Annotated in this window: 19 protein-coding genes; 7 read left to right on the forward strand and 12 right to left on the reverse strand. The window is 60.8% G+C overall.

Annotation, left to right across the window (positions count from 1 at the left end; all coding sequences use genetic code 11):
- Positions 1–116: 116 nt before the first annotated feature.
- From HX868_RS27390 to HX868_RS30960, 3 genes are all read left to right on the forward strand, one after another.
- Positions 117–2,990, forward strand: coding sequence for an EAL domain-containing protein (locus HX868_RS27390; RefSeq protein WP_177004996.1), 2,874 nt, complete (start codon positions 117–119; stop codon positions 2,988–2,990).
- A 161-nt stretch (positions 2,991–3,151) separates the two neighbouring features.
- The gene (gene hexR / locus HX868_RS27395) at positions 3,152–4,018 is read left to right on the forward strand and encodes a transcriptional regulator HexR (protein WP_003177007.1); all 867 of its coding nucleotides are present in this window, start codon (positions 3,152–3,154) and stop codon (positions 4,016–4,018) included.
- A gap of 250 nt (positions 4,019–4,268) precedes the next feature.
- Positions 4,269–4,466 carry a PA3496 family putative envelope integrity protein gene (locus tag HX868_RS30960; RefSeq protein WP_246355601.1) on the forward strand — a complete coding sequence of 66 codons (198 nt, stop codon included), beginning with the start codon at positions 4,269–4,271 and terminating at the stop codon, positions 4,464–4,466.
- On the opposite strand, the gene HX868_RS27400 is transcribed toward HX868_RS30960, so the two are convergent.
- Positions 4,396–5,370, reverse strand: coding sequence for a LysR family transcriptional regulator (locus HX868_RS27400; protein ID WP_177004997.1), 975 nt, complete (start codon positions 5,368–5,370; stop codon positions 4,396–4,398). The genes HX868_RS30960 and HX868_RS27400 overlap by 71 nt on opposite strands.
- 196 nt (positions 5,371–5,566) lie before the next feature.
- On the opposite strand from HX868_RS27400, the gene HX868_RS27405 reads away from it, so the two are divergent.
- Together HX868_RS27405 and oadA are read left to right on the forward strand one after the other, a co-directional pair.
- Positions 5,567–6,982 (forward strand): acetyl-CoA carboxylase biotin carboxylase subunit, encoded by a 1,416-nt coding sequence (locus HX868_RS27405; protein ID WP_016978663.1) that lies wholly within the window; start codon positions 5,567–5,569, stop codon positions 6,980–6,982.
- An 11-nt stretch (positions 6,983–6,993) separates the two neighbouring features.
- Positions 6,994–8,802, forward strand: a complete 1,809-nt coding sequence (oadA, locus tag HX868_RS27410) for a sodium-extruding oxaloacetate decarboxylase subunit alpha (protein ID WP_016978661.1) — start codon at positions 6,994–6,996, stop codon at positions 8,800–8,802.
- A gap of 74 nt (positions 8,803–8,876) precedes the next feature.
- On the opposite strand, the gene HX868_RS27415 is transcribed toward oadA, so the two are convergent.
- Positions 8,877–10,169, reverse strand: coding sequence for an autotransporter outer membrane beta-barrel domain-containing protein (locus HX868_RS27415; protein WP_177004998.1), 1,293 nt, complete (start codon positions 10,167–10,169; stop codon positions 8,877–8,879).
- 415 nt (positions 10,170–10,584) lie between these two features.
- Between HX868_RS27415 and HX868_RS27420 the strand changes: the two genes are divergently transcribed.
- A complete protein-coding gene (locus tag HX868_RS27420; protein WP_025854446.1) occupies positions 10,585–10,860 on the forward strand; it encodes a helix-turn-helix domain-containing protein in 276 nt (91 codons plus the stop codon).
- Between the two features lie 41 nt (positions 10,861–10,901).
- Here the strand turns inward: HX868_RS27420 and HX868_RS27425 are convergent, their stop codons facing one another.
- From HX868_RS27425 to HX868_RS27435, 3 genes are read right to left on the reverse strand one after another with little or no spacing between them, the layout of a single operon-like run.
- Positions 10,902–11,573: a GNAT family N-acetyltransferase gene (locus tag HX868_RS27425; RefSeq protein ID WP_177004999.1), complete on the reverse strand. Its 672-nt coding sequence runs from the start codon at positions 11,571–11,573 to the stop codon at positions 10,902–10,904.
- 10 nt (positions 11,574–11,583) lie between these two features.
- Complete coding sequence (locus HX868_RS27430; protein WP_095014044.1) at positions 11,584–12,030, reverse strand: GNAT family N-acetyltransferase; 447 nt, start codon at positions 12,028–12,030, stop codon at positions 11,584–11,586.
- Positions 12,027–12,665, reverse strand: coding sequence for an FMN-binding negative transcriptional regulator (locus tag HX868_RS27435; protein WP_177005000.1), 639 nt, complete (start codon positions 12,663–12,665; stop codon positions 12,027–12,029). Before HX868_RS27435 ends, HX868_RS27430 begins: the two co-directional genes overlap by 4 nt.
- Before the next feature lie 87 nt (positions 12,666–12,752).
- On the opposite strand from HX868_RS27435, the gene pdxR reads away from it, so the two are divergent.
- Positions 12,753–14,291, forward strand: a complete 1,539-nt coding sequence (gene pdxR, locus HX868_RS27440) for a MocR-like pyridoxine biosynthesis transcription factor PdxR (RefSeq protein ID WP_177005001.1) — start codon at positions 12,753–12,755, stop codon at positions 14,289–14,291.
- Here the strand turns inward: pdxR and HX868_RS27445 are convergent.
- The 7 genes from HX868_RS27445 to aspA form a co-directional block, all read right to left on the reverse strand.
- Complete coding sequence (locus HX868_RS27445) at positions 14,288–18,868, reverse strand: dermonecrotic toxin domain-containing protein (RefSeq protein WP_177005002.1); 4,581 nt, start codon at positions 18,866–18,868, stop codon at positions 14,288–14,290. The genes pdxR and HX868_RS27445 overlap by 4 nt on opposite strands.
- A gap of 90 nt (positions 18,869–18,958) precedes the next feature.
- Positions 18,959–20,050, reverse strand: coding sequence for a polyamine ABC transporter substrate-binding protein (locus HX868_RS27450; RefSeq protein ID WP_177005003.1), 1,092 nt, complete (start codon positions 20,048–20,050; stop codon positions 18,959–18,961).
- Entirely contained in the window at positions 20,047–21,084 is a 1,038-nt protein-coding gene (locus HX868_RS27455) for a histone deacetylase family protein (RefSeq protein ID WP_177005004.1), read from the reverse strand. The genes HX868_RS27450 and HX868_RS27455 overlap by 4 nt, the downstream gene beginning before the upstream one ends.
- 153 nt (positions 21,085–21,237) lie before the next feature.
- Complete coding sequence (locus HX868_RS27460; RefSeq protein ID WP_177005005.1) at positions 21,238–22,230, reverse strand: AraC family transcriptional regulator; 993 nt, start codon at positions 22,228–22,230, stop codon at positions 21,238–21,240.
- Between the two features lie 50 nt (positions 22,231–22,280).
- The gene (locus HX868_RS27465; RefSeq protein WP_177005006.1) at positions 22,281–23,258 is read right to left on the reverse strand and encodes an asparaginase; all 978 of its coding nucleotides are present in this window, start codon (positions 23,256–23,258) and stop codon (positions 22,281–22,283) included.
- 76 nt (positions 23,259–23,334) lie between these two features.
- Positions 23,335–24,780, reverse strand: coding sequence for an alanine/glycine:cation symporter family protein (locus tag HX868_RS27470; RefSeq protein ID WP_177005007.1), 1,446 nt, complete (start codon positions 24,778–24,780; stop codon positions 23,335–23,337).
- A 415-nt stretch (positions 24,781–25,195) separates the two neighbouring features.
- Complete coding sequence (gene aspA, locus HX868_RS27475) at positions 25,196–26,620, reverse strand: aspartate ammonia-lyase (protein WP_028618519.1); 1,425 nt, start codon at positions 26,618–26,620, stop codon at positions 25,196–25,198.
- Between the last annotated feature and the right edge of the window lie 13 nt (positions 26,621–26,633).

The raw sequence follows: 26,633 nt of genomic DNA on the forward strand, positions 1-26,633 counted from the left end.
CGGAAGTTTGCGCTGCGCGACCGTGCAGTTTTTATGACGCAGAGCAGTTTGGCCCAGGCGCTTGCTTGTGTATGCTCCGTCGACGTTTCGGGCTCACCATTATAAGAACACTGCCTATGACCCTCAGCCCCGACCTGCTCGGCCCCTCGACGGCCCCCGCGCAGGTTCTTCGCAAACACTACGCCACGGAAATGGCGGTCGAGCGCACGCGCCTGCTGTATCAAGGCTCGCTGCTGCCGACCCTATTGATGTTGGTCAATGGCCTGGTCTGCGCCTGGCTGTTGTGGAACCCCAAGCAATACCTGTTGGACAGCATCTGGCTGGTCTGGCTGCTGGCCTTGGTGGCGATGCGCGTGATCCAAGTGGCGGCGTTCGATTCGGCTATGCCCAGTCGCCAGGCCCAACCGGTGTGGCGGCGTATGTTCATGCTTGGCTCGGCCGTCAGCGGCCTGACCTTGGCTACGGCCGCCATCGCGCTGGTGCCGGTGGACAGCTTCATGCAACAGGCCTGGGTGTTCGGCCTGATCGGCGCGGCCACGCTGTCGGCCAGCGTGGCCTATGCCGTGAGCTTGCCGGCGTTCTTGTCGTTTGCCTTGCCGTGCCTGGTGCCGGCTATCGTCTATTTGTTCTGGACGGGCGATCCGCAGCAGCGCGGTTGGGGCGTGCTTGGCCTGATCCTGCTGGCGTCCTTGAGTCTGGTGGCGTGGCAGGTCAACCGCCTGATCCAGCGCGGGCTGCTACGTCGCTTCCAGAACCAGGCGTTGATCGAGCATCTGCAGCAGGCACAACAGCGCAGCGAGCAACTCAATCAGGAGCTGGTGCGCGAAGTTGAACAACGTCGTCAGGTCGAGCAAGAACTGCGCGAAGCCCAGATCGGCCTGCAAGACCGCGTGGCCCAACGCAGTCAGGAGCTGGACGCTGCCAGCCTGGCCCTGAATAAAAGCGAAGCGCGCCTGGCCATGGCGCTGCAAGCCAGTGAGCTGGGCCTGTGGGACTGGAACCTGCAAACCGACGAAGTCCATCACACCCAGCTCAAGGAGCTGTTCGGCCTGGAGCCGGAATACGTCACGGCGATGCTCAGCCACCTCAAGCCGCGCCTGCATCCCGAAGACCTGCCGCTGCTCAAGCGTGCCTTGGTAGAACACCTCAAGGGCCGCAGCGAGGACTACCAGGTGGAATACCGCGTGCGCCACGGCGATGGGCACTGGGTGTGGATCGAAGACCGTGGCCGCGCCGTAGAGCGCGCGCCCAGTGGGCGGGTCACGCGTATGCTCGGTACACGCCGCGATATCACTGCCGGCAAGGCCCTGGAAGAGCAGCAGCGTTTGGCGTCGACGGTATTCGAGGCCGCCAGCGAAGGCATTGTGATCCTCGATCCGGACTACAAGCTGATCGCCGTCAACCAGGCATTCAGCCGTGTTACCGGCTTTGAAACCGACGATATGATCGGCCGCAATGTGGTCGAACTGCCCAGCAGCCGTGACGCTCGCCGCCACTTCCCGGTGATCCGCCAGGCGTTGCTCAGCCACGGCACCTGGCAGGGTGAGCTGGTGGAGACGCGCAAGAACGGCGAGCTGTACCCGCAGTGGCTGCAGTTGAATGTGGTGCGCGATATCCGGGGAAAAGTCAGCCACATCGTGGGCTTCTTCGCCGATCTCTCGGCGCGGCGTGAGTCGGAAGAGCGCATGCGCTATCTCACCCATTACGACGAATTGACCGGCCTGGCAAACCGCTCGCTGTTCCGCGAACGGCTGCGCGAGGCCCACCAGCGGGTCCGCCAGGGCGGGCGTAGCCTGGCGCTGCTGCACATCAATCTGGACCGCTTCAAACTGCTCAATGACAGCCTGGGTCATGAAGTCGCCGACCAGTTGCTGCAAAAAATGGCGCGCCGCCTGATCAACGCGTTACCTGAGGCTGACACCATCGCGCGTCTGTCCGGCGACGAATTCGCCGTGCTGTTCGACGCCTACGGCAACCTGTCGAGCCTGGCGCGGGTCGCCACGCGGTTGCTGGCCAAACTGCGGGTGCCGGTGACGGTGGACGGGCATGAGCTGGTGGTGAGTGCCTCGATGGGCGTCAGTCTGTTGCCGGACAATGCGCGGGAAATTTCTGCATTGGTCAGCCAATCCAACATGGCCATGCAACATGCCAAGCACCTGGGCGGCAACAATTTCCAGTTCTACACCGACAGCCTGCAAGCCAGCACCCTGGAGCGTTTGCAGCTGGAAAACCATCTGCGCAAGGCCATCGAAGAGCGCCAGCTCACGGTGTTCTACCAACCCAAACTGTGCCTGGCCACCGGCAAGCTGAATGCCGCCGAAGCGCTGATCCGCTGGGAGCACCCGCAGTGGGGCATGGTGCCGCCGGGGGATTTTATCGGTCTGGCCGAGGAGACCGGCCTGATCGTGCCACTCGGCGAGTTCGTGCTGCGCGAGGCTTGCTGGCAGGCGTGTGAATGGCAGCGCCAGGGCCTGGCGCCGATCCGGGTGTCGGTGAACCTGTCGGTGCATCAATTGCGCCAGGGCAAGCTGGTCAGCCTGGTGCGCCAGGTGCTCGAAGAAACCGGTCTGGACCCGCAATACCTGGAGCTGGAGCTGACCGAAAGCCAGTTGCTCGACAGCGTCGAACACATCATCGCCACCTTCCAGCAACTGCGGGACCTGGGCGTGAAGCTGGCGATCGACGATTTCGGCACCGGTTATTCGTCCCTCAGCTACCTCAAGCGCATTCCCGTGGACTACGTGAAGATCGACCAGACCTTCATCCGTGGGCTGGGCCAGGGGCGTGAAGACGCCGCTATCACCCGCGCCATTATCGCTATGGCCCATGGGCTGGCACTCAAGGTGGTGGCCGAAGGCGTGGAAGATCAGCAGCAGTTGGATTTCCTGCGCGGTGAGCGTTGTGACGAGGTTCAGGGCTACCTGATCAGTCGGCCGATGCAGGCCGAAGGGCTGGCAGATTTGTTACGGAAAAATGCAGATTTTCCCTAGTGATGCCTGGGGCGCCCCTGTGGCTACAACTTGGCCGCCCCTAGATTCAAAGGGGAGCAGGGCGATTTAGTGATGCGTCGGACGGGCAAAACGACAATTCTTGTAGTATAACTACAAGCTTGCTACATCCCTGGCCCTGCCCATAACAAGAGTCCTGCCCTTTGAACCTGTTGCAACATATCGCCCAGTCGCGCCACCTGTTACGCAAATCGGAACTCAAGGTTGCCGATCACGTGCTGCTTGACCCTGCGGCTGTGATGCACAGTTCCATGGCCGACCTGGCGCACAGCGTGGGCATCAGCGAGCCGACCATCGTGCGCTTTTGCCGCGCCATCGGTTGCTCCGGGTTCCAGGACTTGAAGCTCAAGTTGGCGCAAAGCCTGGCCGCCGGTGCCAGCTTCGGCCAATTCGCGATCCATGAAGACGACTCCGTCGCCGACTACAGCCTGAAAATTTTCGACACCACCCTGCACACCCTCATGGAAGTGCGCGAGAAGCTCGACCCGGTGGAGTTGCAAAAAGCCGTGACCGCCATGTCCCAGGCCCAGCGCGTCGAGTTCTATGGTTTTGGCGCCTCTGGCGCGGTGGCTGCCGATGCCCAGCACAAATTTTTCCGTTTGCTGCTCACCGCCGCGGCCTACAGCGACCCGCATATGCAGGCGATGTCGGCGGTGACTTTGAAGCCTACCGACGTGGCCATCTGCATTTCCCAGTCGGGGCGCTCCAAAGACCTGCTGATCACCGCCAACCTGGTGCGTGAAAGCGGTGCGTCGCTGATCACTCTGTGCCCGAGCCAGACGCCGTTGGCGGAACTGTCCACGGTCAATCTGGCGATCGACGTGCACGAAGACACCGAGATCTACACGCCACTGACTTCGCGCATCGCCCATCTGGTGGTGATCGACGTGCTGGCGATGGGCGTGGCCATGGCGCGCGGGCCGAGCCTGGTCAACCACCTCAAGAGCGTGAAGCGCAGTTTGCGCAGCCTGCGGTTGTCACCCAAGTCCGTCAAAGCATTGGATGATTGACGCGGAAGTTCGCGCCTGGCTTGTTGTGGCGAGGGGGCTTGTCCCCCGTTGGGCGGCGAAGCCGCCCCATGAAGTCCCTGAGTGCATCCGGCATACCGCGCTGGCAGGTTTTGGGGCCGCTACGCAGCCCAACGCGGGGCAAGCCCGCTCGCCACAGGTCAATGTTCACTCTTTTGTAATGTGCCCGCCGCCAAACCGTAACCCCACAAGGCCATCCTGAACTCCCCGCACTCGCATTGGGAGACTCCAAATGGCCCGGCCCTACGAAGACAGCAACAGCTCCGTTAAAACCCGTCGTCAGCAGGAAGACCAACGCCGCATGGCGTTCCGTCGCGCAATCGAAGACCGTTGCGAGGAGCGCCAGCTGCTCCAGAGCATCAGTGACTACCCGGAACTCCACTGGCAGGCACCCGCGGCTGCCCAGCGAAACGTTCAGCCAGCGCGCTGATCTGCGCCCGTTCGCTGCGGATAAAGCCCAGGAACGCATGGGCCACCGGTGACAGGCGCTTGGCCTTGGCCTGCACCAGGCACCAACTGCGGTACAGTGGCAGCTCTTCCACCGGCAGCTCCTTGAGCCCGCCGGTGGCCAGTTCCATGTTGACCGCGTGACGCGTCAGCAGGGCCACGCCCAATCCCGCGCATACGCATTCGCGCTGCGCCTCGGCCGAGGCCACTTCCACCGTCTGGGTGAAGTGCACGCGTTTCTCCTTGAAATACTCCTCGCACGCCAGTCGCGTACCGGAACCCGGTTCGCGCAGCAGCAGCGTGTAGGGTTCCAGGTCCTGCAGGCGCAGTGGACCTTGCAGGCTCAGCGGGTGATCGGGTGGTGCTACGGCGACGATCGGGTTGTTGAGAAACGGCAGGAATTCCAGGCCCATGTCCTGAGGCACCATGGACATGATCACCAGATCATCGCGGTTGTCCGAAAGCCTGCGGATCACTTGGGCGCGGTTCACCACGGTGAGGTGTAACTGCACTTCCGGGTGCTGGCGCTTGAAGGCGGCAAACAGGTGGGGCACGAAGTACTTGGCGCTGGACTCAATCGCCAGCTTCAACTGGCCTTGCAGCGAACCCTGCATGTCCGAGAGCTGCATATCGAGGTTTTCCAGGCGCCCGAAAATGTCGCGGCTGGCACGCTGTAGCGCCTCGGCGGCCTCGGTCATGTAGAGCTTTTTGCCGACATAATCGAACAGCGGCTGCCCGATCAGCTCTTCCAACTGGCGAATTTGTAGGCTAACGGCCGGTTGTGTGAGGGACATTTCCTCGGCAGCACGGCTGTAGGAGCGCAAATCGCACACTTCATTGAAGATCTGCAATTGACGCAATGTCATACGCATCAATGACTTACGCATTTTTTGCACGCTCCCACAAAACTTGATGGGCTCAACTATAAGTCTTTACTTATGCACGACCCAATAATTATTGATTTTTGTTAATCCCTCGGCGGGCTTAGTGTGTGTCTCGCGACTGTCATGAAACATTTGGTCACGCGCCGACCCGGAACCAGCGGGTCGAAGAACGCAGCAATCGGCTCAAGGGAATTTCCAAGTGATAAAAAAGATCCTGATCGCCAACCGTGGTGAAATTGCCGTACGAATCGTGCGTGCCTGCGCCGAGATGGGCATTCGCTCGGTCGCGGTCTACTCCGACGCCGACCGCCACGCGTTGCACGTCAAACGTGCCGACGAAGCCCACAGCATTGGTGCCGAGCCGCTGGCTGGCTACCTGAACCCGCGCAAGCTGGTGAACCTGGCGGTGGAAACCGGCTGTGATGCGCTGCACCCCGGTTACGGTTTCCTGTCGGAAAACGCCGAACTGGCGGACATCTGTGCCGAACGCGGCATCAAATTCATTGGCCCGTCGGCGGAAGTGATTCGCCGCATGGGCGACAAGACCGAGGCGCGCCGCAGCATGATCAAGGCCGGTGTGCCGGTCACGCCGGGCACCGAAGGTAACGTTGCGGACATCCACGAAGCACTCACCGAAGGTGACCGCATCGGTTATCCGGTGATGCTCAAGGCAACCTCCGGTGGTGGCGGCCGTGGTATCCGTCGTTGCAACAGCCGCGAAGAACTTGAACAAGCCTTCCCCCGCGTCATCTCCGAGGCCACCAAGGCATTCGGTTCGGCGGAAGTGTTCCTGGAAAAGTGCATCGTCAACCCCAAGCACATCGAGGCGCAGATCCTCGGTGACAGCTTCGGCAACGTGGTGCACCTGTTCGAGCGCGATTGCTCGATCCAGCGTCGTAACCAGAAGCTCATTGAAATCGCTCCAAGCCCGCAACTGACGCCAGAACAGCGCGCCTATATCGGTGACCTGTCGGTGCGCGCGGCCAAGGCGGTGGGCTACGAGAACGCCGGCACCGTGGAGTTCCTGCTCGCCGAGGGCGAGGTGTACTTCATGGAGATGAACACCCGCGTGCAGGTGGAACATACCATCACCGAAGAAATCACCGGGATCGACATCGTCCGTGAGCAGATCCGCATTGCTTCTGGCCTGCCGTTGTCGGTGAAACAGGAAGATATCCAGCACCGTGGTTTCGCGTTGCAGTTCCGCATCAACGCCGAAGACCCGAAAAACAACTTCCTCCCGAGCTTCGGCAAGATCACCCGTTACTACGCGCCCGGCGGTCCTGGCGTGCGCACCGACACGGCGATCTACACCGGCTACACCATCCCGCCGTTCTACGACTCCATGTGCCTGAAACTGGTGGTGTGGGCGTTGACCTGGGAAGAAGCCATGGACCGCGGCCTGCGTGCCCTGGACGACATGCGCCTGCAAGGCGTGAAGACCACCGCCGCCTATTACCAGGAAATCCTGCGCAATCCGGAATTCCGCAGCGGCCAGTTCAACACCAGCTTCGTTGAAGCCCACCCTGAACTGACCAACTACTCGATCAAGCGCAAACCCGAAGAGCTGGCCCTGGCCATCGCCGCCGCCATCGCCGCCCACGCAGGCCTGTGAGGAATACAACAATGTCCAAGAAAATCTTTGTCACCGACACCATCCTGCGCGACGCCCACCAATCGTTGCTCGCGACCCGCATGCGCACCGACGACATGCTGCCGATCTGCGACAAGCTCGACAAAGTCGGCTACTGGTCCCTGGAAGTCTGGGGCGGCGCGACCTTCGACGCCTGCGTGCGCTTCCTGAAAGAAGACCCGTGGGAGCGCCTGCGCAAACTGCGCGCCGCGTTGCCCAACACGCGCCTGCAAATGCTGCTGCGTGGTCAGAACTTGCTGGGCTACCGTCACTACAGCGACGACGTGGTCAAAGCCTTCGTGGCCAAGGCTGCCGTAAATGGCATCGACGTGTTCCGCATCTTCGACGCCATGAACGACGTGCGTAACCTGCGCGTGGCGATCGAAGCGGTGAAAGCCGCCGGCAAACACGCCCAAGGCACCATCGCCTACACCACCAGCCCGGTGCATACCGTTGAAGCGTTCGTGGCCCAGGCCAAGCAACTGGAAGCCATGGGTTGCGATTCCATCGCGATCAAGGACATGGCCGGTCTGCTGACGCCGTATGCCACCGGCGAGCTGGTCAAGGCGCTGAAGGCCGAGCAGACACTACCGATCTTTATCCACTCGCATGACACGGCGGGTTTGGCCGCGATGTGCCAGCTCAAGGCCATCGAAAACGGTGCCGACCACATCGACACCGCCATTTCCAGCTTCGCCTGGGGCACCAGCCACCCAGGGACCGAGTCGATGGTCGCCGCCCTTAAAGGCAGCGAATTCGACACCGGCCTGAGCCTGGAACTGCTGCAGGAAATCGGCCTGTACTTCTACGCCGTGCGTAAGAAATACCACCAGTTCGAAAGCGAATTCACCGCTGTCGACACCCGTGTGCAAGTCAATCAGGTGCCGGGCGGGATGATTTCCAACCTGGCCAACCAGTTGAAAGAGCAGGGCGCCCTCAACCGCATGAGCGAAGTGCTGGCCGAAATCCCGCGCGTGCGTGAAGACCTCGGCTTCCCACCGCTGGTCACGCCGACCTCGCAGATCGTCGGCACCCAGGCGTTCTTCAATGTGCTGGCCGGCGAGCGCTACAAGACCATCACCAACGAAGTGAAGCTCTACCTGCAGGGCGGCTACGGCAAGGCGCCGGGCACCGTGAACGAGAAACTGCGTCGCCAGGCCATCGGCAGCGAAGAAGTGATCGACGTGCGCCCGGCTGACCTGCTCAAGCCGGAAATGACCAAGCTGCGCGGCGAAATCGGTGCGTTGGCCAAGTCCGAAGAAGACGTGCTGACTTACGCCATGTTCCCGGACATCGGGCGCAAATTCCTCGAAGAACGCGACGCCGGCACCCTGGCGCCGGAAGTGCTGTTGCCGATTCCTGAAGCCGGCGGCGTGGCCCGTGCCGGTGGCGAAGGCGTGCCGACCGAGTTTGTCATCGACGTGCACGGTGAAAGCTACCGCGTGGACATCACCGGTGTCGGCGTGAAGGCGGAAGGCAAGCGTCACTTCTACCTGTCCATCGACGGCATGCCGGAAGAAGTGGTGTTCGAACCGCTCAACGAGTTTGTCAGCGGCGGCAGCAGCAACCGCAAACACGCCACCGCGCCGGGCCATGTCAGCACCGCGATGCCGGGCAATATCGTCGACGTGCTGGTCAAGGAAGGCGACGTGGTCAAGGCCGGCCAGGCCGTGCTGATCACCGAAGCCATGAAGATGGAAACCGAAGTGCAGGCAGCCATTGCCGGCAAGGTGACCGCCGTTCATGTGGCCAAGGGCGACCGGGTCAACCCTGGCGAAATCCTGATTGAAATCGAAGGCTGATACAGCCTTCGACACGACCGTTTAATCCTCGGGGGGGCAGGTGCTCCCCTTTTTTTTGCCCGAAATTTGACGGCTTAGAAGCTCATCCTCCATTGGCCCATCAAGCCTTGGTTACGGCTGTTTGTACCGGCTTGGGCGCTGTAGGTCAGGCCTAAGGTGTGTTGTGCCGACAACGCGAGGTCCAGGCCGGCTTGAATATCCAGGCTATTGCGGTCGAGCGAGGTGCCCTTGACGGTGAAGCCGTCTATCAGTCCTGGCAGGGTACCGTAGGAATGGCGAACTTTGCTGTCGACTTCGCCGTAGAGGTGCTTCCAGCCTGTGCTGAGGTGGGGGGTGAGGCTGATCTGCCTATCGAACCGATACACCGTTGCCAGGCGCAGGCCGAAGGTGCTGCTCAGGTTTTGTTGGGTTTGCGCGCCCACGTTCAACGCGGTCAAACCTCCCGTTTCCTTGAAACTGTCGCGGTGGTAGCGTTGGAAGCCGATGCCAGCGAAGGGCTCGACGCTGACATCGGCGCTGCCCAGTTGATAGCCCAGCTCGGAGAACAGGGTTTGGCTTTGAGCGTTGTAGCTGCCCTTTAGCTGCTCCTTGTAGTCGAGCAGGTTGACATTACGTTTGTTCCGGCCGGCATGGTCGCTGTAGATCGCTCCCAGACGTAGGGCCAGTGGCCCGTCCGTACGCACGGCATAACCACCCAGGTGCCAGCTGTCCAGGTCGGCGGAGAAGCGTTGTGCATTGAGATTGCTGCTGGATTTGGCGCCCATGACCCCAACCCGCCAAGCATGATCCACTGCCCAGTCGGCACCCAACAACAGGCCGTGTGTATCGTGTTTCAGGCCGGCGCTGCCGCCTTGTTTGTCGAGGCTGCCGCCGTTGCCCACGCCGTGCACCCAGAAGTGACCGTTGTCGTCAGTTGGCAGCGTGCGCAGCGTCGAGAGCAATTGGTTACTCAGTTGCTGCGTGGTGTTTTGCGTTGCACCAGCGAGGTTGGCGTTCTGGCTACCGGCCAATTGCTCAAGGCTTGCGCCGATCCCGCCGGGTTGCTTTTCCAGCCCATCGCCAAATTTTTCCAGGGCTTTGATTTGCTCGGAGGTCAGCTTCCCGGACTCCAGTAACCTAATCAGCGCAGGCTCCAGCACCTTGGCCACTTGCAAGCCATTGTGCGAGGTGGCTCTCTGGGTGAGGTAGTTATCGACTGGGGCGGCTTCGATTTCGGATTCGTCATCCCACTCATCCGGCAGCGCATCGTAGGGTTGAAACGCGTATGGGTTATATCCGATATCGCCTCGCGCTTGCGCGGATTGAAGGCTGGCGGCGCTGAGGGCGAGGGCGATGACAAATGCAAGTTTGTGCTGTGTAAAGGGCATGAATTCCCAACCTCTGATGAATGAGGCCGGGAATTTAGCGAGATGGCGAGGCGATAACTGTCAGGCTACCGACCTCTGGTTTGCGGGAGTTGTCTCTAGTGCGGCGCGATTAAAAACGCATCTGCCATTGGCCGCTCTGAGCTTAGCGGTTGATGGGTTTGCATTTTATTGCGCTTTTTAGGCGACGCTCTTTAATTTTATGCACTATATTGCAGTTTAAATGGCGACTCTTAACTTTCAGGTGCATTAAATTGCCGATAGACACCCCTCTCAGGCTTACCCTCCAGGTTTTTGAAACGGGCCGTTGGCAGGATGCGATGACCTTGGATTTTGCCGAGCCGCAAAACGGCTTCGCCAGTCCGTGTTGTTTTGGCTTGCGTGACCTTGATCAGCGCTTGAAAACCTGGGGGTTGAGATGAGCCTTTCGATTGATCAGCGGGCGCGCGTCATTGAGAGTATTGAACAAGGCCTAACCAATGGTTCGCTTGAAATAGGCGACGCCGTACGCCGTCTGCGCACCGAAGTCACTGGCCTGCACCAAAGCCAATTTGCCAGGATGTGCAAAATCTCGGTGCGGACCTTGGTGCATATCGAGCATGGCGAGGGCAATCAGACCCTGAAATCGCTGAATGCGGTGTTCAGGCCGTTCGGGTTGAGGATGGGCGTGGTGAAGGTTCGGCGCGATCTTTGACGCGACTGTTCCCACCCCTGTGGGAACAATCCTCTACGTCATCAGGCCCGGCACTGTGCCAGGCTTTTCACTTGTCCGTCACCGCTCTGATTGGCCTGCGACAACCACTCCTCAAAACCCGCCTCAATCTTCGGCCACTCCGAATCGATGATCGAGTACCACGCGGTATCCCGGTTCTTGCCTTTCACCACTGTGTGCTGGCGGAACACGCCCTCGAAGCTGAACCCCAATCGCTCGGCAGCGTATTTGGAACGGCCATTGGCGTTGTTGCACTTCCACTCCAGGCGGCGGTTGCCTTGGTCGAACGCGTATTTGGCCAGCAGGTATACCGCCTCGGTGCTCTTGGGCGAGCGCTGCATCGGCGCGCCAAAGGTGACGTGGCCGATTTCGATGCGACCGTGCTCGGGGACGATGGACATCAGGCTGAGGATGCCCTGCACTTGGCCCGTTGAGCGATCGATCACGCTGAAAAAATACGGGTCTTTGTGGGCCGCGTGATTATTCAGCCAGTCATTGAAGGCGCTGCGCTCCGCGAAAGGGCCGTAGGGCAGGTAATCCCAGAGTTTCGGGTCGGCATCGGGACCTTGCAGCGCTTGAAATAAATCATCGCCATGGCGCGTGGGGTCGAGTTTTTCCAGGCGGATAAAACGCCCTTCAAGCAGTTGCACGGTCGGTGCCGGGACGCCTTTCCAGTCGGCGAGGGAAGTGGACATGCTGCGCTCCTTAAAGGCCTTTGCGAAATTGGATGAAACCCGGGCGTTCGGCGATGCGTTCGTACAGCTGGATCGCAGTGGCGTTGGTTTCGTGAGTCAGCCAGTGCACCTTGGCACATCCATCGGCCTTGGCGGTGGCGTAGACGAATTCGATCAGCTTGCGGCCGACACCAGTGCCGCGTTGGGCCGGGTCCACCAGCAGATCCTGCAGGTAGCAGGAATTTTCGATGCTCCAGTTGGAGCGATGGTAGATGAAGTTGACCATGCCCACTGCCTTGCCATCCTGCCAGGCAAGTGCCGAATGGGTCGGCTCGTTGGCGTCGATCAGGCGTTGCCAGGTGCTTTGGCTTACAGCGTCCGGCAGTTCGGTGTTGTAGAACGTCAAATATGCCTGCCACAACGGCAACCACGCGGCGTGGTCGGCGGCGGTGACGGGGCGGATGTCGATCGGGCTCATTCTGAAGCTCCTTGGGGAATAAAGCGGGCGAGGGTCTGGTCGCGCACGTCCCCACTGGCAGCCAGGCCTTCGCGCACGCCGGCCATGTCGGCCGGGCTGCGGTTCTGGCTGAGTTTGCGTTTGCCGATCAGGCGCTCCACCGGCAGGGCGAAGCCAACGATGGCCTTGAGCATTCCGTCAATGTAGTCGGCCGGGGCGTCGCTGACTTTCCAGGGCTGGGCGCGGCCTGATTCATGGCGATCCGTCAGCGCCGTGACCACGCTGAGCAAGCGCTCGGCGTCGCTGAACACCTCAGGCGTGCCATAGGCGTGCACCGCGATGTAGTTCCAGGTGGGCACCACTTTGCCGTGCTCGGCCTTGGCCGGGTAAAACGCCGGGCTGATATAGGCCTCGGCACCGGCAAAAATGACCAGGGCTTCGCTACCGTTCTGCAAATCCTTCCACTGAGGGTTGGCTTTGGCCAAGTGCCCGTACAGCGTGCCGTTCGCGCCCTCATCGGGGTTGAGCAGCAGCGGCAAATGGCTGGCCAGCAAGCCTTGCTCACCAAAGGTCACCAGCTGTGCCAGACGAGTGTGCTGGATCAGTTGCTGGATTTCGGGCAAATCATCGAGGGCAAAGGCGCGCGGTGTGTACATGCAAATATTCCTTGGCGAATGCTTGCATCCTAGGCAGGCTAATGGCTGGTTTAAAGATCCATCTGGCAGCCATTTCATAGGTCCAATATGTCGCCTGTCTCACCGCCCTTGTCGTTCAACCCCGCCGGTATTGAGCTGGACCGCCGCCAAGGGCTGACGCGCCAGCTGTATGAAGCCCTGCGCCAGCGCGTGCTGGACGGGCGTCTGGTCAGCGGCACGCGCTTGCCGGCAACCCGTGACTTGGCGGCGGCGTTGTCGATTTCCCGCAATAGCGTGGTGCGGGCCTACGACCAACTGTATGCCGAGGGGTTTATTGAGAGTCGGGTCGGTGATGGTACTTACGTAGCTCAATTGCCCGCAGCCAAAAAACTATCCACAAAAGTATCCACAGGGTTATCCACGGGCTTATCCCCAGCCTTATCCACAAAATGGGCCAATTTACCGGAGAATCTGGACAGTGAAGTTATCCACAGCGGTGGCTTGGCGCAGATAAAAACCAACCATCTGCCCCAGCCTCCAGCGGGACCGCCACGGGCATTTCGGGTAGGCGTACCGGCGTTCGATCTATTCCCATTTGAGGTATGGGCCAAGCTGAACGGGGCGTTCTGGCGCAAGCCGGACCTGGAACAGCTCTGTTATGGCGACCCGGCGGGTGATGGTCGCCTGCGCGGTTTGATCGCCGCCTACCTGCGCAGCTCACGGGGCATGCAGTGCACGGCTGAACAAATAGTGATCACCAGTGGCGCGCAGCAGGCGATCAGCCTTTGTGCACAGTTGCTGGTAGAGCGCGGTGACAGCGTGGCGGTGGAAAACCCTGGCTATCGCGCAGCCGGGCATGCGTTCGCCCTGGCGGGCGGAAAGTTGCACGGCGTGCCGGTGGATGGCGAGGGCATTGATTGCCAGGTGCTCAACACCCTGCAGGGCTGCCGTGTGGCTTACGTCACGCCGTCCCATCAGTACCCGTTGGGGGTGGTGATGAGCCTGGCGCGGCGCCTGGAATTGCTCGCCTGGGCCGAGCGCACGAGTGGCTGGATCATCGAGGATGACTACGACGGCGAGTACCGTTACAGCGGCGCACCATTGTCGCCCTTGGCGGCCCTGGATCGTAGCGGGAGGGTGCTCTACGTCGGCACGTTCGGCAAGGTGGCGTTTCCCGCGTTGCGCCTGGGCTATCTGGTTTTGCCGGTGGGACTGGTGGACGCATTCTCCCGGCGGCGTGCGGTGGACATGCGCCATTCCGAAGTGAGTACCCAGGCGGTGATGGCCGAATTCATGGCGGCCGGGCATTTCCAGCGGCATATCCGGCGTATGCGCCGAGCCGCACTCAGTCGGCGTAACGCATTGCTGAACGGCTGGCCAAGCGAGCTGCCGGGCGTGGGCAACCTGCCAAATACGGCTGCTGGGTTGCACCTTACCGTGCGGGTGGACAGCCTGGCCCGTGAGCACCAATTGGTGGAGCAGGCCCGCGCCGTGGAGGTGGAGGTCAATGGCCTGAGCAGCTATTGGCTACCCGACTCCAGCACCCCGCCCGATCAGCGTGCCGGGCTGGTGCTGGGGTTTGCCGCAGTGCCCGAGGCGGCGATCAGTCACGCGCTGAGTCGATTGCGCAAGGCCTGGATCGGCTAGCCCATGAGCCGAATCGGCCTGACCTTGAGGAACAACGAGCGGGCCAGTTGTGGGCCGATTTCACTGCGGTAGATGGCGATGTCGCTCAAGGGTTCGAACTTGCCTTTCATGAGCCGTTGCGACCGGGTTTTCAGGTGGGCCGCGGTATAGGCTTCCTCCGCCCCGGTCAGCGTGGTGTAGTGAAAGTGCGCGTACCACAACGGACGTTTGGTCTTGGTGTCTACCACCGCATATTCCTGCAGGAAACCCTTGTCGCGCCCGCTGAGTTTGATGCGCGGGCCTGCGGGCGGGTCGACCGTCACTTCACCTTCGCGCAACAACAATTCCACATGCGCCGCTTGCGGTGGACGGCGTTTGAGTACGTCGATTTTGATGCGTTTACCCTCCCGGTAGAGCTTTTTGACGGCCTCTTCGAGATTGCGGTTGGTCACCACCGCTGAGGGTGTGCTGCTCTCGGTCTGATTAGTGGCGGTCAACGCCGCTTCGATGTCTTGGCTGGCCCGTTCCAGTTTGGCGGCCCTGCGATGGAAGCGCTCTTCAATTTCCACCGGCAACTGAGTGGTTTCCTTGGCCCAGGCTTCCTTGTCGGTGATAAAGGCGTCGACGCCGTCGACCAGGTCCTGGCCGGCGTTGATGCTCATCGCCACGTCGCGAGTCGGTGCTCGGGTTGCAGGCTTGGGCGTACGTTCTTGTTCAACCCAAATCCCCGGCTCCTTCTCATGGAAGGTGGCGATCACTTTGCCGGTCAGCGGCTCCTTCACATCGACCAGGGCCTTGCCGTCTTCGGCAGGTTTTTCACGCTCCTCTCCGACCAGCATTCCTTGGTAGCGTGTTTTGATGTGTTTCTTTTTTGCCTTGGGTGAGGGACGAGACGGGCCAGGCGTGGGGGCCAGGGTTTTTCGCGAACGAAGCTCCTCGGTCAGTCGTTTTTCTGCCAGTTGGGCAAATTCGTTGATTTGTGCGCGCAGGTTTTCCAGATCGGGCTTGTTGAGGTCGCTGGGAAACTCCGCCGGCAGGTCCACCAGGTTTTGGTCAACCCTTGCAAATTGCTCTTGCAGGCTGGCCAGGGTCTCGATCAATTGCTCCTGGGGGACTAAGTTGGCTGGGTGCAGGGCTTCCCTCAGCGTTTGTACCGCCAGTTCTGCGGCTTCGACGATGCCGCTTACGGCCTCCTTGGCATCAGCGTGGGTTACCGACTCGCCTGCCTTTACGCATAGGAAGTTACCCAAGGTGATCTTGTAAGCCCTGAGGTCATTTATGTCATAGGCGCGCAGGTGGGGTTCGTTGAGCTGGATCAGCTTGACTCCCGGCGCACCTAGGTCGCGGGCGTCCTTGAAGCGTGCGCGTATATATTCCAGTCGATCGATCATGCCCTGGGTCGATGTAAACGTGCTCCGAAAGCGGGCCTCAGGCAAGGCGTCTTCTTGCGCGCCCTCAACGTCGATGTGCTCGTGAATGGTGTTCAGTTCCTCGCGAAATGGAATCTGCTGTTCAGCGGCAGCCGAGCGCGCGAGCAGTATCTGGTGGTTCAGATAGCCTGCCATGGCCTCCTGATAGTTGGGCACCGTATCGAGAATTTTCAAGGATTTTAGCTGCGAAATCGGCACATCCAGTGTTTTGAGCTGCACGTCCACCTGTTCTAGAAAGGTAGTTCTGGCCGCCTCTTTTGCGGTATCGCTTGACGCACCGTCGATAGCCGCATGCAACGCTTCGAGATCCCTATGTCGTTGGGGGTGCTCTCGATCAAATTTCGCCAGTTGCTCACGCAAATCCGCGATTTTCGGCGGCCGCAGTGCTTCACCCTTTTTACGTCGGGCACGCAGACCGCCGCCGCGCAGGCGCAAGCGCGTGTCGACAAACCATTGGCCCAATCGGTTGCCGACCAATGGCGGGCCGCGTCGGGCCGGTTGTTTCGGATCAACGACCAACACTTCGTCATTCGCATCGACCACCACCTCAAACCATCGCGCGCCGACCGGGGCGTACCACTGTTCGCCTTTGGCATAGAGGTTCAGATGGGCCCCGGCGACCTTGTGTTGCTCGCCCAACTGATCCGGTTTGGGCAGCGCAAAACCGTCCAGGTAAGCCCCCAGGCTTAGCGCGTTACGGCTTAAGGCACCGCTGATATGCAGGGTGCGCTCGTGGCCGACCGGCAGTTCCGCTGTGTCGATAGCAGGCTTTTGAATAACCTCGACGTCGGCCGTAGCCGGTGGCAACTCTGTCTGCGTGGTCGGTTTCTCGATCGACGATTCAGGGCGATACCGCGTGGCAACATGCGTCACCAGCACTACGCCCAGCGTCAGCAGGATATCCACCACGGCCGAGAGCCCGGCGGAACGATCGCCGATTTCTTTGGCGTCGACCAACTGTTGGAGGTCATCCATCAGTTGCCAGATCCAGGTCGCGGCGCCGGCGGTGCCGCCCATGAACGGCAATACGTTATTGAAGATCAGCCATCCGGCGTGCTTGAGGCTTTCCCAGCGTGCTTCGGCATTGGATGTCGATTGGCGGTCGGCCAGGGTGATCAGCGCGTTGGCGTTGGCTTTGAACAAGGTCGCGAAGTCGTCGTCACGCAATACCTCACTGCCCAGATCGATAAGCCCTGTCATCACCAACGCGTTCAGCGGATCGTTTATCAGGCTGGTGAACACCCAGGGTGAAGGCAGGCTGCCCGGAAAAACGAACTGCGTGTAAGCCGTCCGCACTCGGTCGGGAAGCCAAGCCAGGACCGATTGGCGTAACGGAGTTTGTTGTTTGATGGCGTACAGCAGGTTGGCCGGCGAGGGGAACTCCATCAGTTGTTCCTTGCTCATCGGACGATAGAGCAGGCAAGGGCCTTTTTTCCGGTCCCGGGGGCCAATGATGAACATGTTGTCGACCACGTCGACGGCGCCGGTCAGGCGGCGCATGGGGTGCAGTGACAGTGGGCGGATGACGATCGGCGTGCCGTCGACTTCGCGAGCTGTACGGTCCTCATTCATGGCGGCGCAGACGTAGCGATAACCCTGTTCGGTCAGGCCGTAGACCTTCTGAACTTTGTACTGCAACGCCAGCAGCGGAAGTTGCAGGCGTAATTGGGCGCTGTAGAGCTTTTGGCGGCGTAATGATTCGGCAGAGTCATCCAGTAAAGTGCGTTTGACCAAGGCCGGGTAGTGCTCGCCGACATTCGCCTGGGTGATCAGCCCTTCCAGGTAGGTTGCCGTCATCCAGGTGGGCACGCCATTGCCGTTTTCAAAGCTGACGGTTTTGTTGCCCAAGGGCAACGCGATCAGGTTTTCCAGCGCCAGTTCGGCCAGGGTAAAGGTTTGGGTTTGGGTATCTCCCGGCACCACCAACGTGCCCCAGACTACTTGGCTGGTGACGCTGATCCGCACGTTATTGAGCGTGGAGCGGGCAATGCCAGGGTGATCCCTGACCATCAGCGTGTGCAGGGCATCCAGGGCGAATTCGCCGATGGGCTTGATGCCATCGTTAAACTTTTTACCGGCGTGCTGAATTTGCAGGGCCGCCAGGTCCATCATGTAGCGCCCGAAGGCTGTTTGATCGGACGGTAAAGCCTCGAGCATCCAGGTGGATAAGGCGTCACGCACCCAGTCGACCCGGGCGGGGTCCATCAGCTCGAACGAGTCAACTTCGTCGCTTGGCGGCTCCAGTGCAGCGCTGGTCGCCAGTTCTCCGTCCTCAAAGGACACGGCGCCCAGCGCCTGTATCTGCAACGAGATGAATGAGCAGGCCTGTTGTTCAAAAACATCACCCGAGGGCTCGAACAAACGCCATTGCACCACTGCGGGCGGCGCAATGCCAATCTGCAGGCTCAGGGCATCACCAAAGTCCTTCAGGGTTCTGAACGCGGCGTAACCGTCGATGATCGAATAGCTGAGGATAATGTCCCGCTCGCCGAGGCGGCCGACCAGCACCGTCAGCGCCGACAGGTTGAAGTGTTTGACCCGTGCGCCGCGTTGAATGTCGACATCGATCAAGTAGACCTTGGTGCCGTACTTGTCATGGGGCAGGCGCTGGGCGTAATCGGGGTAGTGAAAAACCGTCCTGGCGAGCGCGCACTGGTCCTCGTCCCAGCCTTCGACGCTGTGCACATTCCAGATAGCGCGCAGCGAGTTGGCCAGCGTGCGCCAGCGCGGGCCGCTATGGTTGACGCCCTGGTTCCAGAACGCGAGTTGCTGCTCTTGGTACGCGACCAGCAGCAGCGGTGCCAACTCATTGATCAGGCGGCCGATGGCGTCGACCTTCACCGGTAGGTGAATATTCGGCCCGGTGATGGATTGATAGACCAGGTAATGCTCGCCGTCGATCCAGGTCACCGGGGTGCCGGATTTTGTGCTGCGGTGCAGCGCACCGGTCAGCGAATGGAAGTCTGGCACTACGGGGAGGATCTGCTCACCCCTGATAAACCAGCGTGGCGTGACCAGCGTTGCCAGGTCGGGGTCGATGTCGAGGTCCGGGTACAGCTCACGCAAGCCCGAACGCAGGGTGGTCGCTGCGACTTCGCGCAACGAGGGGCCGGTGGTCAATTGGGCCAGCAAATCATTGCCACTGGGCGTGGACGGTAGTGAGGGCAAGGGGCGCTCCTGATAGACGAGGCGATGAGCCGCACAATGCAGCTCAAGACCTCGCCCACGTTAGGGCGTCGCCCCATCAAGCGGTGGTAGTTAGGTACCCGATTTAATCTTGGTCCAGGCTCGTGTCCTGGCACGCTCGGCGTCCCGACCCAGGGGCTTCAAGGTATACAAGGTGGCCATCGCCGCCTCGGTGGGATACAGGTTGGGGTTGTTGCGGATCGCTGCATCGACCTGCTCGGTAGCATCCTTGTTCGGGTTGGGGTAGCCGACAAAATCGCTGATCGGCGCGATGACCTGCGGTTGCAGCAGGTAGTTGATGAAGGTGTAGGCGTCCTGCGGGTTTTTCGCACCTTTGGGAATGGCGAGCATGTCGAACCAGATCGGCGCGCCTTCCTTGGGTAGGCGCATGTCCACGGTCACGCCGTTCTTGGCTTCCTTGGCGCGGTTGGCGGCCTGGGAGAAGCTGCCGGAATAGCCGACGGCCACGCAGATGTCACCGTTGGCGATATCGGCCATGTACTTGGACGAGTGGAAATAAGTGATGTACGGACGGATCTTCATCAGCAGCGCTTCGGCTTTCTCATAGTCCTTGGGATTGCTGCTGTTGGGGTTCAGGCCCAGGTGTTGCAGCGCCAGGGGCAGGATCTCCGAGGGCGAGTCCAGCAGGGCGACACCACATTGCTTGAGCTTGCTGATGTTCTCTTCCTTGAATATCAGGTCCCAGCTGTCGACCGGTGCGTCGCTGCCCAACGCTGCCTTGACCTTGTCGGGGTTGAAGCCGATCAGGATGGTGCCGTACATGTAGGGCACGGCGAATTTATTGCCCGGGTCATTGGCTTCGATCAGCTTCATCAGCTTGGGGTCGAGGTGGTTCCAGTTGGGCAATTGACTGCGGTCCAGCGGTTGGAAAACTCCGGCCTCGATTTGCTTGGCCAGGAACACATTGGACGGCACTACCACGTCATAGCCGGAGTTGCCGGTGAGCAGTTTGGCTTCCAGGGCTTCATTGGTATCGAAGATGTCGTACACCAATTTGACCGTAGGGTTTTGTGTCTTGAAGTCTTCGAGCGCCTTGGGCGTGATGTAGTCGAACCAGTTGTAGACCCGCAGGGTTTTCTCTTCTGCGTGGGCCGCGCCGCCGAGAACGGCAGCGCAGAGGGCAACGTACTTGAGCATCTTCATGGTGCTGATCCTTGTTCAAAACCTTCGAGGACGTTAACGGCGTTGATGCCGATTTCTTCGACGGCGTAGCCGCCTTCCATCACGAACAGCGTGGGTTTGCCCAGGCGGGCGATACGTGCGCCCATCGCCAGGTAGTCCGGGCTGTCGAGTTTGAACTGCGAGATAGGGTCGTCCTTGAAGGTGTCCACGCCCAGGGACACGACGATGATGTCGGCGCCATAGCGTTCAATCTCGGCGCAGGCCTCTTCAAGCGCTGTGCTCCACTGGTCCCAGCCGGAACCTGCCGGCAGCGGGTAATTGAAGTTGAAGCCTTCACCTGCACCTTCGCCCAACTCATCGGCATAACCGAGAAAAAACGGGAACTCTGCTTCCGGGTGGCCGTGGATCGAGGTGAACAGCACGTCGCTGCGCGCATAGAAGATCGACTGCGTGCCGTTGCCGTGGTGGTAGTCGACGTCGAGGATCGCGACCTTCTGGTGGCCGTGATCGAGAAAGGCCTGGGCGGCGATGGCGGCGTTGTTGAGGTAGCAATAACCGCCCATCAAATCGCTGGCAGCGTGATGGCCTGGCGGGCGACACAGCGCGAAAGCACTGTGCGCGCCTTGCTGGATCGCCTGTTGCGCCGTGAGCGCCACTTGCGCCGCGCTATACGCTGCTTGCCAGGTGCCGGCGGTGATCGGCGCGCCGCCGTCGAAGCTGTAGTAACCGAGTTGGCCGTGCAGGCTGGTGGGCAACACACGGCGCAAGGTACGGGCGGGCCAGGTGTAGGGCAACAGGTCGCCGTCCTGGCCGTAGGTGGTCCAGCGTTGCCAGGCGCCTTGGAAGAAGTCGAGGTAGTCGCGGCTGTGGATGCGTTGCAGCGGTGCCAAGCCAAAGTCCTGCGGGGCGTGGACCGGGCCCAGTTCGCGGTCTTTTACCCGTTGCAGCACGTGATCGGCCCGCGAGGGCATTTCGAAGCAGGGCATCAGTTGCCCGTCCATCAGTTCACAACGGCCGTGGTGCAGGTGGTGATCGTCTGAGTAGATCGTCAGCATTTGTTGTTCTCCGCAAGCTTTGTCAGTCAATGCAGTCTTGCGGTGGGGCGGTTTTAAGAGAACGGCAAGAGCGGCCAAAAGGGGATAAATACGGCCAAATTGTGTGTCCGCAATTCGCCCCGTTAGCGCGCATCGGCGCGCCATTGCGATGCGTCAGGGGCGAAATTGACTGGGGGCCACGCCACTCCAGCGTACAAATGCGTGGCGAAAGCTGGCGGTTTCACTGAAACCGAGTTGTTCCGCGATTCGGTAGATTGGCAGCTCGTCCTGCCCCAGCAACTGTTTGGCGCGGTCGAAGCGCAGCTCGTCGAGCAGTTCTTGGTAGCTGCTGCCCAAGTCGTGCAGATGCCGACGCAAGGTTCGCGCGGAACAGTTCATCTGCTCAGCCAAACCTTCAATGCCGGGCGCGGCGTGAAGCTGGGCGGCGAGCAGACGGCGGATTCGACCCAGCCAGGCCTGTCGCCCCGTGAACTCCAGGTTCTGCTTGCGACAGCGATCGGTCACGGCTTGATGGGTGACGGCGTCGGCCAGTGGCAGCGGCTGGTCGAGCCAGCGCTTATCAAACGCAAAGGCGTTGGCGCTGGCTTCAAAATGCAGCGAGCACGCGAAGCACTCGTGGTAGCGCGCGTGATAGTCCGGCGCGCTGTATTCGAAACTCGCACCGAGTAACGGCAGCGACTGGCCCAGCAGGTCGTCGCAGATGAGTTTCAGCGAAACCAGGCAGAATTCGACGTTGAACATTTCCAGCGCGGGCGTTTCCCGGTAATCGGCGGCAGTCAGCCAGATACGCTCACCGTCGTTTTCCAGGCTCAGCTCGAAAAGTGTTCCCAGCAGCGCCGGGTAGCGTAGCGCCAGGCGCAAAGCGTCACCGAAGGTGGCACTGGTGAGCAGGGCATAGCCGAGCATGCCGTAGGACGACACATGCATCTTGCGGCCCAATTCGAGGCCAATATCCCGCCGCAGCGCGACTGCGTTGGTACATACACGCATCTCCTGGTTGGTGGTGATGCAGGCGTCGGCGCGGCTCAAGTCCGCGGCGCAAATGCCGCTGCCCGCGAGCAACGTTTCAGCGGGCAAGCCTTCGGCCTTGAACGCATTAATGACCAGCGAGACGGCGTTGAGGGTAGTGAGGTGGGAGTGCAACATAGAGTCTTCCAGCCACGGGATGGCTGGAAGAGGAGCAAGTTACATGCCGCTCAGTGCAACTCGCCGCACAGGTCCAGCTCCACCAGGCGGCGGACTTCCTGGGTAGCGAGCCCGGCACCGATCAGCGCATTGAGCTTGCCGAACGCTGCTTCCCGGGTCATGCCGCCGCCGGACAATACGCCCACGCCGCGCAGGCGGCTACCGGCTTCGTAGACGTCCAGCTCTACGCCGCCTTCATGGCATTGGGTGATGGCTACGACCGCAATCCCTTCAGTCTGCGCGCGTTGCAGGCTGGCGAGGAACGCGGGGTTGTCGCTTGGCCCGGTGCCGCTGCCGAAGCATTCAAGGATCAGTGCCTGGATGCCGCTTTCGATCAGCGCATCCAGTTGCGCGGCAGCAATGCCAGGCACCAGCGGCAGCACGCCGACATTGGCCAACGCTTTCGGCTGGCGAAAATGCAGCGCCGCCGGGATTACATCGGCCTGGGTCACGCCGCCGTTGCGTTGCAATGCGGCAAACGGATGACGGCCAAAACTGCGGATCTTCGCGCAGCGGGTCGGCGCCATCAGTGCGCCATGGAAATACAGGTGAACGCCGGGCGCCAGGCCTGCCCCCAGGGCAATCAACGCGCCGCTGACGTTTTCCCAGGCATCGCTGTCGGGCACGCCGGCGGGCAACATCGAGCCGGTAAACACCACTGGCGCAGGCAGGCCGAGCAATTGGAAACTCATGGCCGCCGCGCTGTAGGCCAGGGTGTCGGTGCCATGCAGGATCAGTACGCCATCGCAGCCTTCATCCACCGCCTCGACCACGGCCGTGCGCAAACGCTGCCAGTAGTCCGGGGTCATATTGGCGCTGTCGATCAGTGGCGACATTTCCCGAAAACGCCAGTTGGGCAGTTGCTCGTTGGCAAGCTGTTCGCGCATGCGGGCTTCGAAGCCGGATGCGGGGGCCAGGCCATTGGCGCTGGCCTGCATGCCGATGGTGCCGCCGGTGTAGAGCACCATGACGTTGTTGGATGCTGACATTGAGATTCTCCTGAACGAAAAACGCCGCCGGGCCCAGAGCATGCCCAAGGCGAGGCGGCGTGTCATCTATCTACGCTTAGCGTTGCGTTTGAGCGTTCAGCTCTGCCGATGGCGCCGCTTCCGGTTTTACCGGATTGGCCGGCCAGGCCTTGCGGTCCAGGTCCAGGTCAGGGAACTGGCTGGAATCGAACACCGGGGTCTTTATGCCCGCTGCGCGCTGGTTGTCGTAGTCGTTCAGGATGCGCATGGCGATCTTGAACAGGAACGCCAGGGCGAACAGGTTGACGAACGCGAGCATGGTCATGGTGATGTCAGCAAAGGCGAACACGGTGCTCAGGTTCTCGATGGAGCCCCAGAAAATCAACACAAGCACCAGTGCGCGGTAGCCCATCAGCACCTTGCGGTTGTTACCGACCAGGAAGCGCAGGTTGCTCTCGCCGAGGTAGTAGTTGTACATGATCGAAGTGAACACGAACAACGCCAGGGCCACGGAGATGAACATGCGGCCCCAGTCGCCGACCACAGCGGCCAGGGAATTCTGGGTCAGGGCAATGCCGTCGCCTTCAAAGCCTGGGGTGTAGAAGCCGGAAAGCAGGATCAGCAGCGCAGTACAGGTGCAGATCACGAAGGTATCGAGGAACACGCTGAACGCCTGGACCACGCCCTGGGCAATCGGGTGTTCTACAGAAGCTACTGCCGCCACGTTAGGCGCACTGCCCAGACCGGCTTCGTTGGCGAATACGCCGCGCTTTACACCCATGATAATTGCACTGCCGACCAGGCCACCGAAGGCTTGGTCGAGACCGAAAGCACTCTTGACGATGGTCGCGAGCATGGCCGGAACGTGGTCGAATTGCAGCACGATCACATACAGGGTCACGGCGATGTACACCAGGGTCTTGACCGGCACCAGTAGGTCGGCAATCGAGGCAATACGCTTGATCCCGCCGATGAACACCAGGCCCAGCAATACAGCCAGCGCAAGGCCGGTGTAGGTGGTGTCGAGGCCGAAGGCGTTGTTCAGCGAGTGAGTCACTGCGTGGGCTTGCAGGCCATTGAACGCAAAACCAAAGGTCACCAGCAGCAGGAACGCCATGACCATACCCAGCCAGCGCTTCTGCAGGCCGTGCTGGATGTAGTAGGCCGGGCCGCCACGGTAGGTGCCTTCGGCGTCAGTGCGCTTGTACAACTGGCCGAGGGAGCACTCGATGAAGCTCGACGACATGCCCACCAACGCGGTGACCCACATCCAGAACACCGCACCGGGGCCACCCAGGGTCACGGCAATGCCGACACCGGCGATGTTACCGGCACCCACGCGGCCGGCCAGGCTGAGCATCAGCGCCTGGAAGGAACTGAGCTGGTCGGAGCTGCTCTTCAGGCTGTCTTTGAACACCGAGAACATGTGGAAAAAGTGACGCAGTTGAACGAAACGCGAGCGAATCGTGAAATAACCGCCGAGCCCGACAATGAGCACGATCAGTACTTTCCCTGAGAGGAAGTCGTTGATGACTTCGAGCATGGAGTGTTCCTCGCTGATTTTTCTAATGGCAAACGCAGGACGGTCCGACCACGCCGCATGGCACCAGGCAGTGCGCGGCAGTTCGACCCCAATCCTTTTGCGGGTTGTTATTCATGCGGTTTCGCGCTGTATCCGGGCCTCGTTACCGACGGCCGCAGACGCGAAGAGGGGCGGCACTATACCTAGGCGAACGTGATCCGTCTGCCCGAGTCGATTAAAGGTTTGTAGGAGCGAGCTTGCTCGCGAAGGTCGTGAACGATAATGCGTACCTCCTGGATGGACGTGGTGTCTTGCCGTTTTTCGCGAGCAAGCTCGCTCCTACAAGCAAAAAAAAGGGCCTGAAGAACGAGCCTTCAGGCCCTCAAAAGGTGAGAGGTGTCTAGTCCCTCAACCTGGTGAGCGGTGCAACAAACGCTTAGGCCTTCAGCGGGACCAAGCGTGGAGCGATCATGTTTTCGGGGCGCAGGATGTCGTCGAGCATGGCGTCGTCGAGCAAGCCTTCTTCGCGCACCAGTTCCAGCACGCCGCGGCCGCTTTCGAGGGCGATACGGGCGATGCGGGTGGCGTTTTCATAGCCGATGTACGGGTTCAGTGCAGTGACCAGGCCGATGGAGTGCTCCACCAGTTCGCGGCAGCGCGCTTCGTTGGCGGTGATGCCGACGATGCAGTGCTCGCGCAGCATGTCCATGGCGCGTTGCAGCAGGCGGATCGAGTCGAAGATCTTGAAAGCGATCAGCGGCTCCATCACGTTCAGTTGCAGTTGGCCGCCTTCGGCTGCCATAGTCAGGGCCAGGTCGTTGCCGATGACTTGGAACGCGACCTGGTTCACGGCTTCCGGGATCACCGGGTTGACCTTGCCGGGCATGATCGAGCTGCCTGGCTGGCGGGCCGGCAGGTTGATCTCGTTGATCCCGGTACGTGGGCCACTGGACAGCAGGCGCAGGTCGTTGCAGATCTTCGACAGCTTTACGGCGGTACGCTTGAGCATGCCGGAGAACAGCACGAAGGCGCCCATGTCGGAGGTGGCTTCGATCAGGTCGGCTGCTGGCACCAGCGGCTGACCGCTGATAGTGGCCAGGCGTTGCACGGCCAGGGCCTGGTAGCGTGGGTCGGCGTTGATGCCGGTGCCGATGGCGGTGCCGCCCAGGTTCACTTCGGTCAACAGCTCTGGCGCCAGGGTTTTCAGGCGGGCCAGGTCTTCGCTCAGGGTGGTGGCGAAGGCGCGGAATTCCTGGCCGAGGGTCATCGGCACGGCGTCTTGCAATTGGGTGCGGCCCATTTTCAGCACGTGGCCGAACTCGACGCCTTTGGCGGCGAAGGCCTGGATCAGGCTGTCGAGGCTGGCCAGCAGCGCGTCATGGCCCAGCAGCAGACCCAGGCGGATCGCGGTTGGGTAGGCGTCGTTGGTCGACTGCGCCATGTTCACGTCGTTGTTCGGGTGCAGGTACTGGTACTCGCCCTTGTTGTGGCCCATGGCCTCCAACGCGATGTTGGCGATGACTTCGTTGGCATTCATGTTGGTTGAAGTGCCGGCGCCGCCTTGAATCATGTCCACCACGAACTCTTCGTGGAAATCGCCGCGGATCAGACGGGCACAGGCTTCGCTGATGGCAGCGTGCTTGGCTTCGCTGAGCTGACCCAGCTCGCGGTTGGCGTCAGCCGCCGCTTGTTTGACCATTGCCAGACCGACCACCAATTTCGGGTAATGCGAAATCGGAACGCCCGAGAGACGGAAGTTGTTCACCGCTCGCAGGGTCTGGATGCCGTAATACGCTTGAGCGGGTACTTCGAGTACGCCAAGCAGGTCTTTTTCGGTACGGAATGATGCAGCAGAGGACATGACGGAAATCATC

Source organism: Pseudomonas reactans (genome assembly GCF_013385825.1).
Taxonomy (GTDB): Bacteria; Pseudomonadota; Gammaproteobacteria; order Pseudomonadales; family Pseudomonadaceae; genus Aquipseudomonas; species Aquipseudomonas reactans.

Excerpts from the sequence above, each read along its gene's own strand:
- HX868_RS27390 (WP_177004996.1), top strand. The coding sequence starts at position 117 with ATGACCCTCAGCCCCGACCTGCTCGGCCCCTCGACGGCCCCCGCGCAG.
- HX868_RS30960 (WP_246355601.1), top strand. The coding sequence starts at position 4,269 with ATGGCCCGGCCCTACGAAGACAGCAACAGCTCCGTTAAAACCCGTCGT.
- HX868_RS27400 (WP_177004997.1), bottom strand. The coding sequence starts at position 5,370 with ATGCGTAAGTCATTGATGCGTATGACATTGCGTCAATTGCAGATCTTC.
- oadA (WP_016978661.1), top strand. The coding sequence starts at position 6,994 with ATGTCCAAGAAAATCTTTGTCACCGACACCATCCTGCGCGACGCCCAC.
- HX868_RS27415 (WP_177004998.1), bottom strand. The coding sequence starts at position 10,169 with ATGCCCTTTACACAGCACAAACTTGCATTTGTCATCGCCCTCGCCCTC.
- HX868_RS27420 (WP_025854446.1), top strand. The coding sequence starts at position 10,585 with ATGAGCCTTTCGATTGATCAGCGGGCGCGCGTCATTGAGAGTATTGAA.
- HX868_RS27425 (WP_177004999.1), bottom strand. The coding sequence starts at position 11,573 with ATGTCCACTTCCCTCGCCGACTGGAAAGGCGTCCCGGCACCGACCGTG.
- HX868_RS27430 (WP_095014044.1), bottom strand. The coding sequence starts at position 12,030 with ATGAGCCCGATCGACATCCGCCCCGTCACCGCCGCCGACCACGCCGCG.
- HX868_RS27435 (WP_177005000.1), bottom strand. The coding sequence starts at position 12,665 with ATGTACACACCGCGCGCCTTTGCCCTCGATGATTTGCCCGAAATCCAG.
- pdxR (WP_177005001.1), top strand. The coding sequence starts at position 12,753 with ATGTCGCCTGTCTCACCGCCCTTGTCGTTCAACCCCGCCGGTATTGAG.
- HX868_RS27450 (WP_177005003.1), bottom strand. The coding sequence starts at position 20,050 with ATGAAGATGCTCAAGTACGTTGCCCTCTGCGCTGCCGTTCTCGGCGGC.
- HX868_RS27455 (WP_177005004.1), bottom strand. The coding sequence starts at position 21,084 with ATGCTGACGATCTACTCAGACGATCACCACCTGCACCACGGCCGTTGT.
- HX868_RS27460 (WP_177005005.1), bottom strand. The coding sequence starts at position 22,230 with ATGTTGCACTCCCACCTCACTACCCTCAACGCCGTCTCGCTGGTCATT.
- HX868_RS27465 (WP_177005006.1), bottom strand. The coding sequence starts at position 23,258 with ATGTCAGCATCCAACAACGTCATGGTGCTCTACACCGGCGGCACCATC.
- HX868_RS27470 (WP_177005007.1), bottom strand. The coding sequence starts at position 24,780 with ATGCTCGAAGTCATCAACGACTTCCTCTCAGGGAAAGTACTGATCGTG.
- aspA (WP_028618519.1), bottom strand. The coding sequence starts at position 26,620 with ATGTCCTCTGCTGCATCATTCCGTACCGAAAAAGACCTGCTTGGCGTA.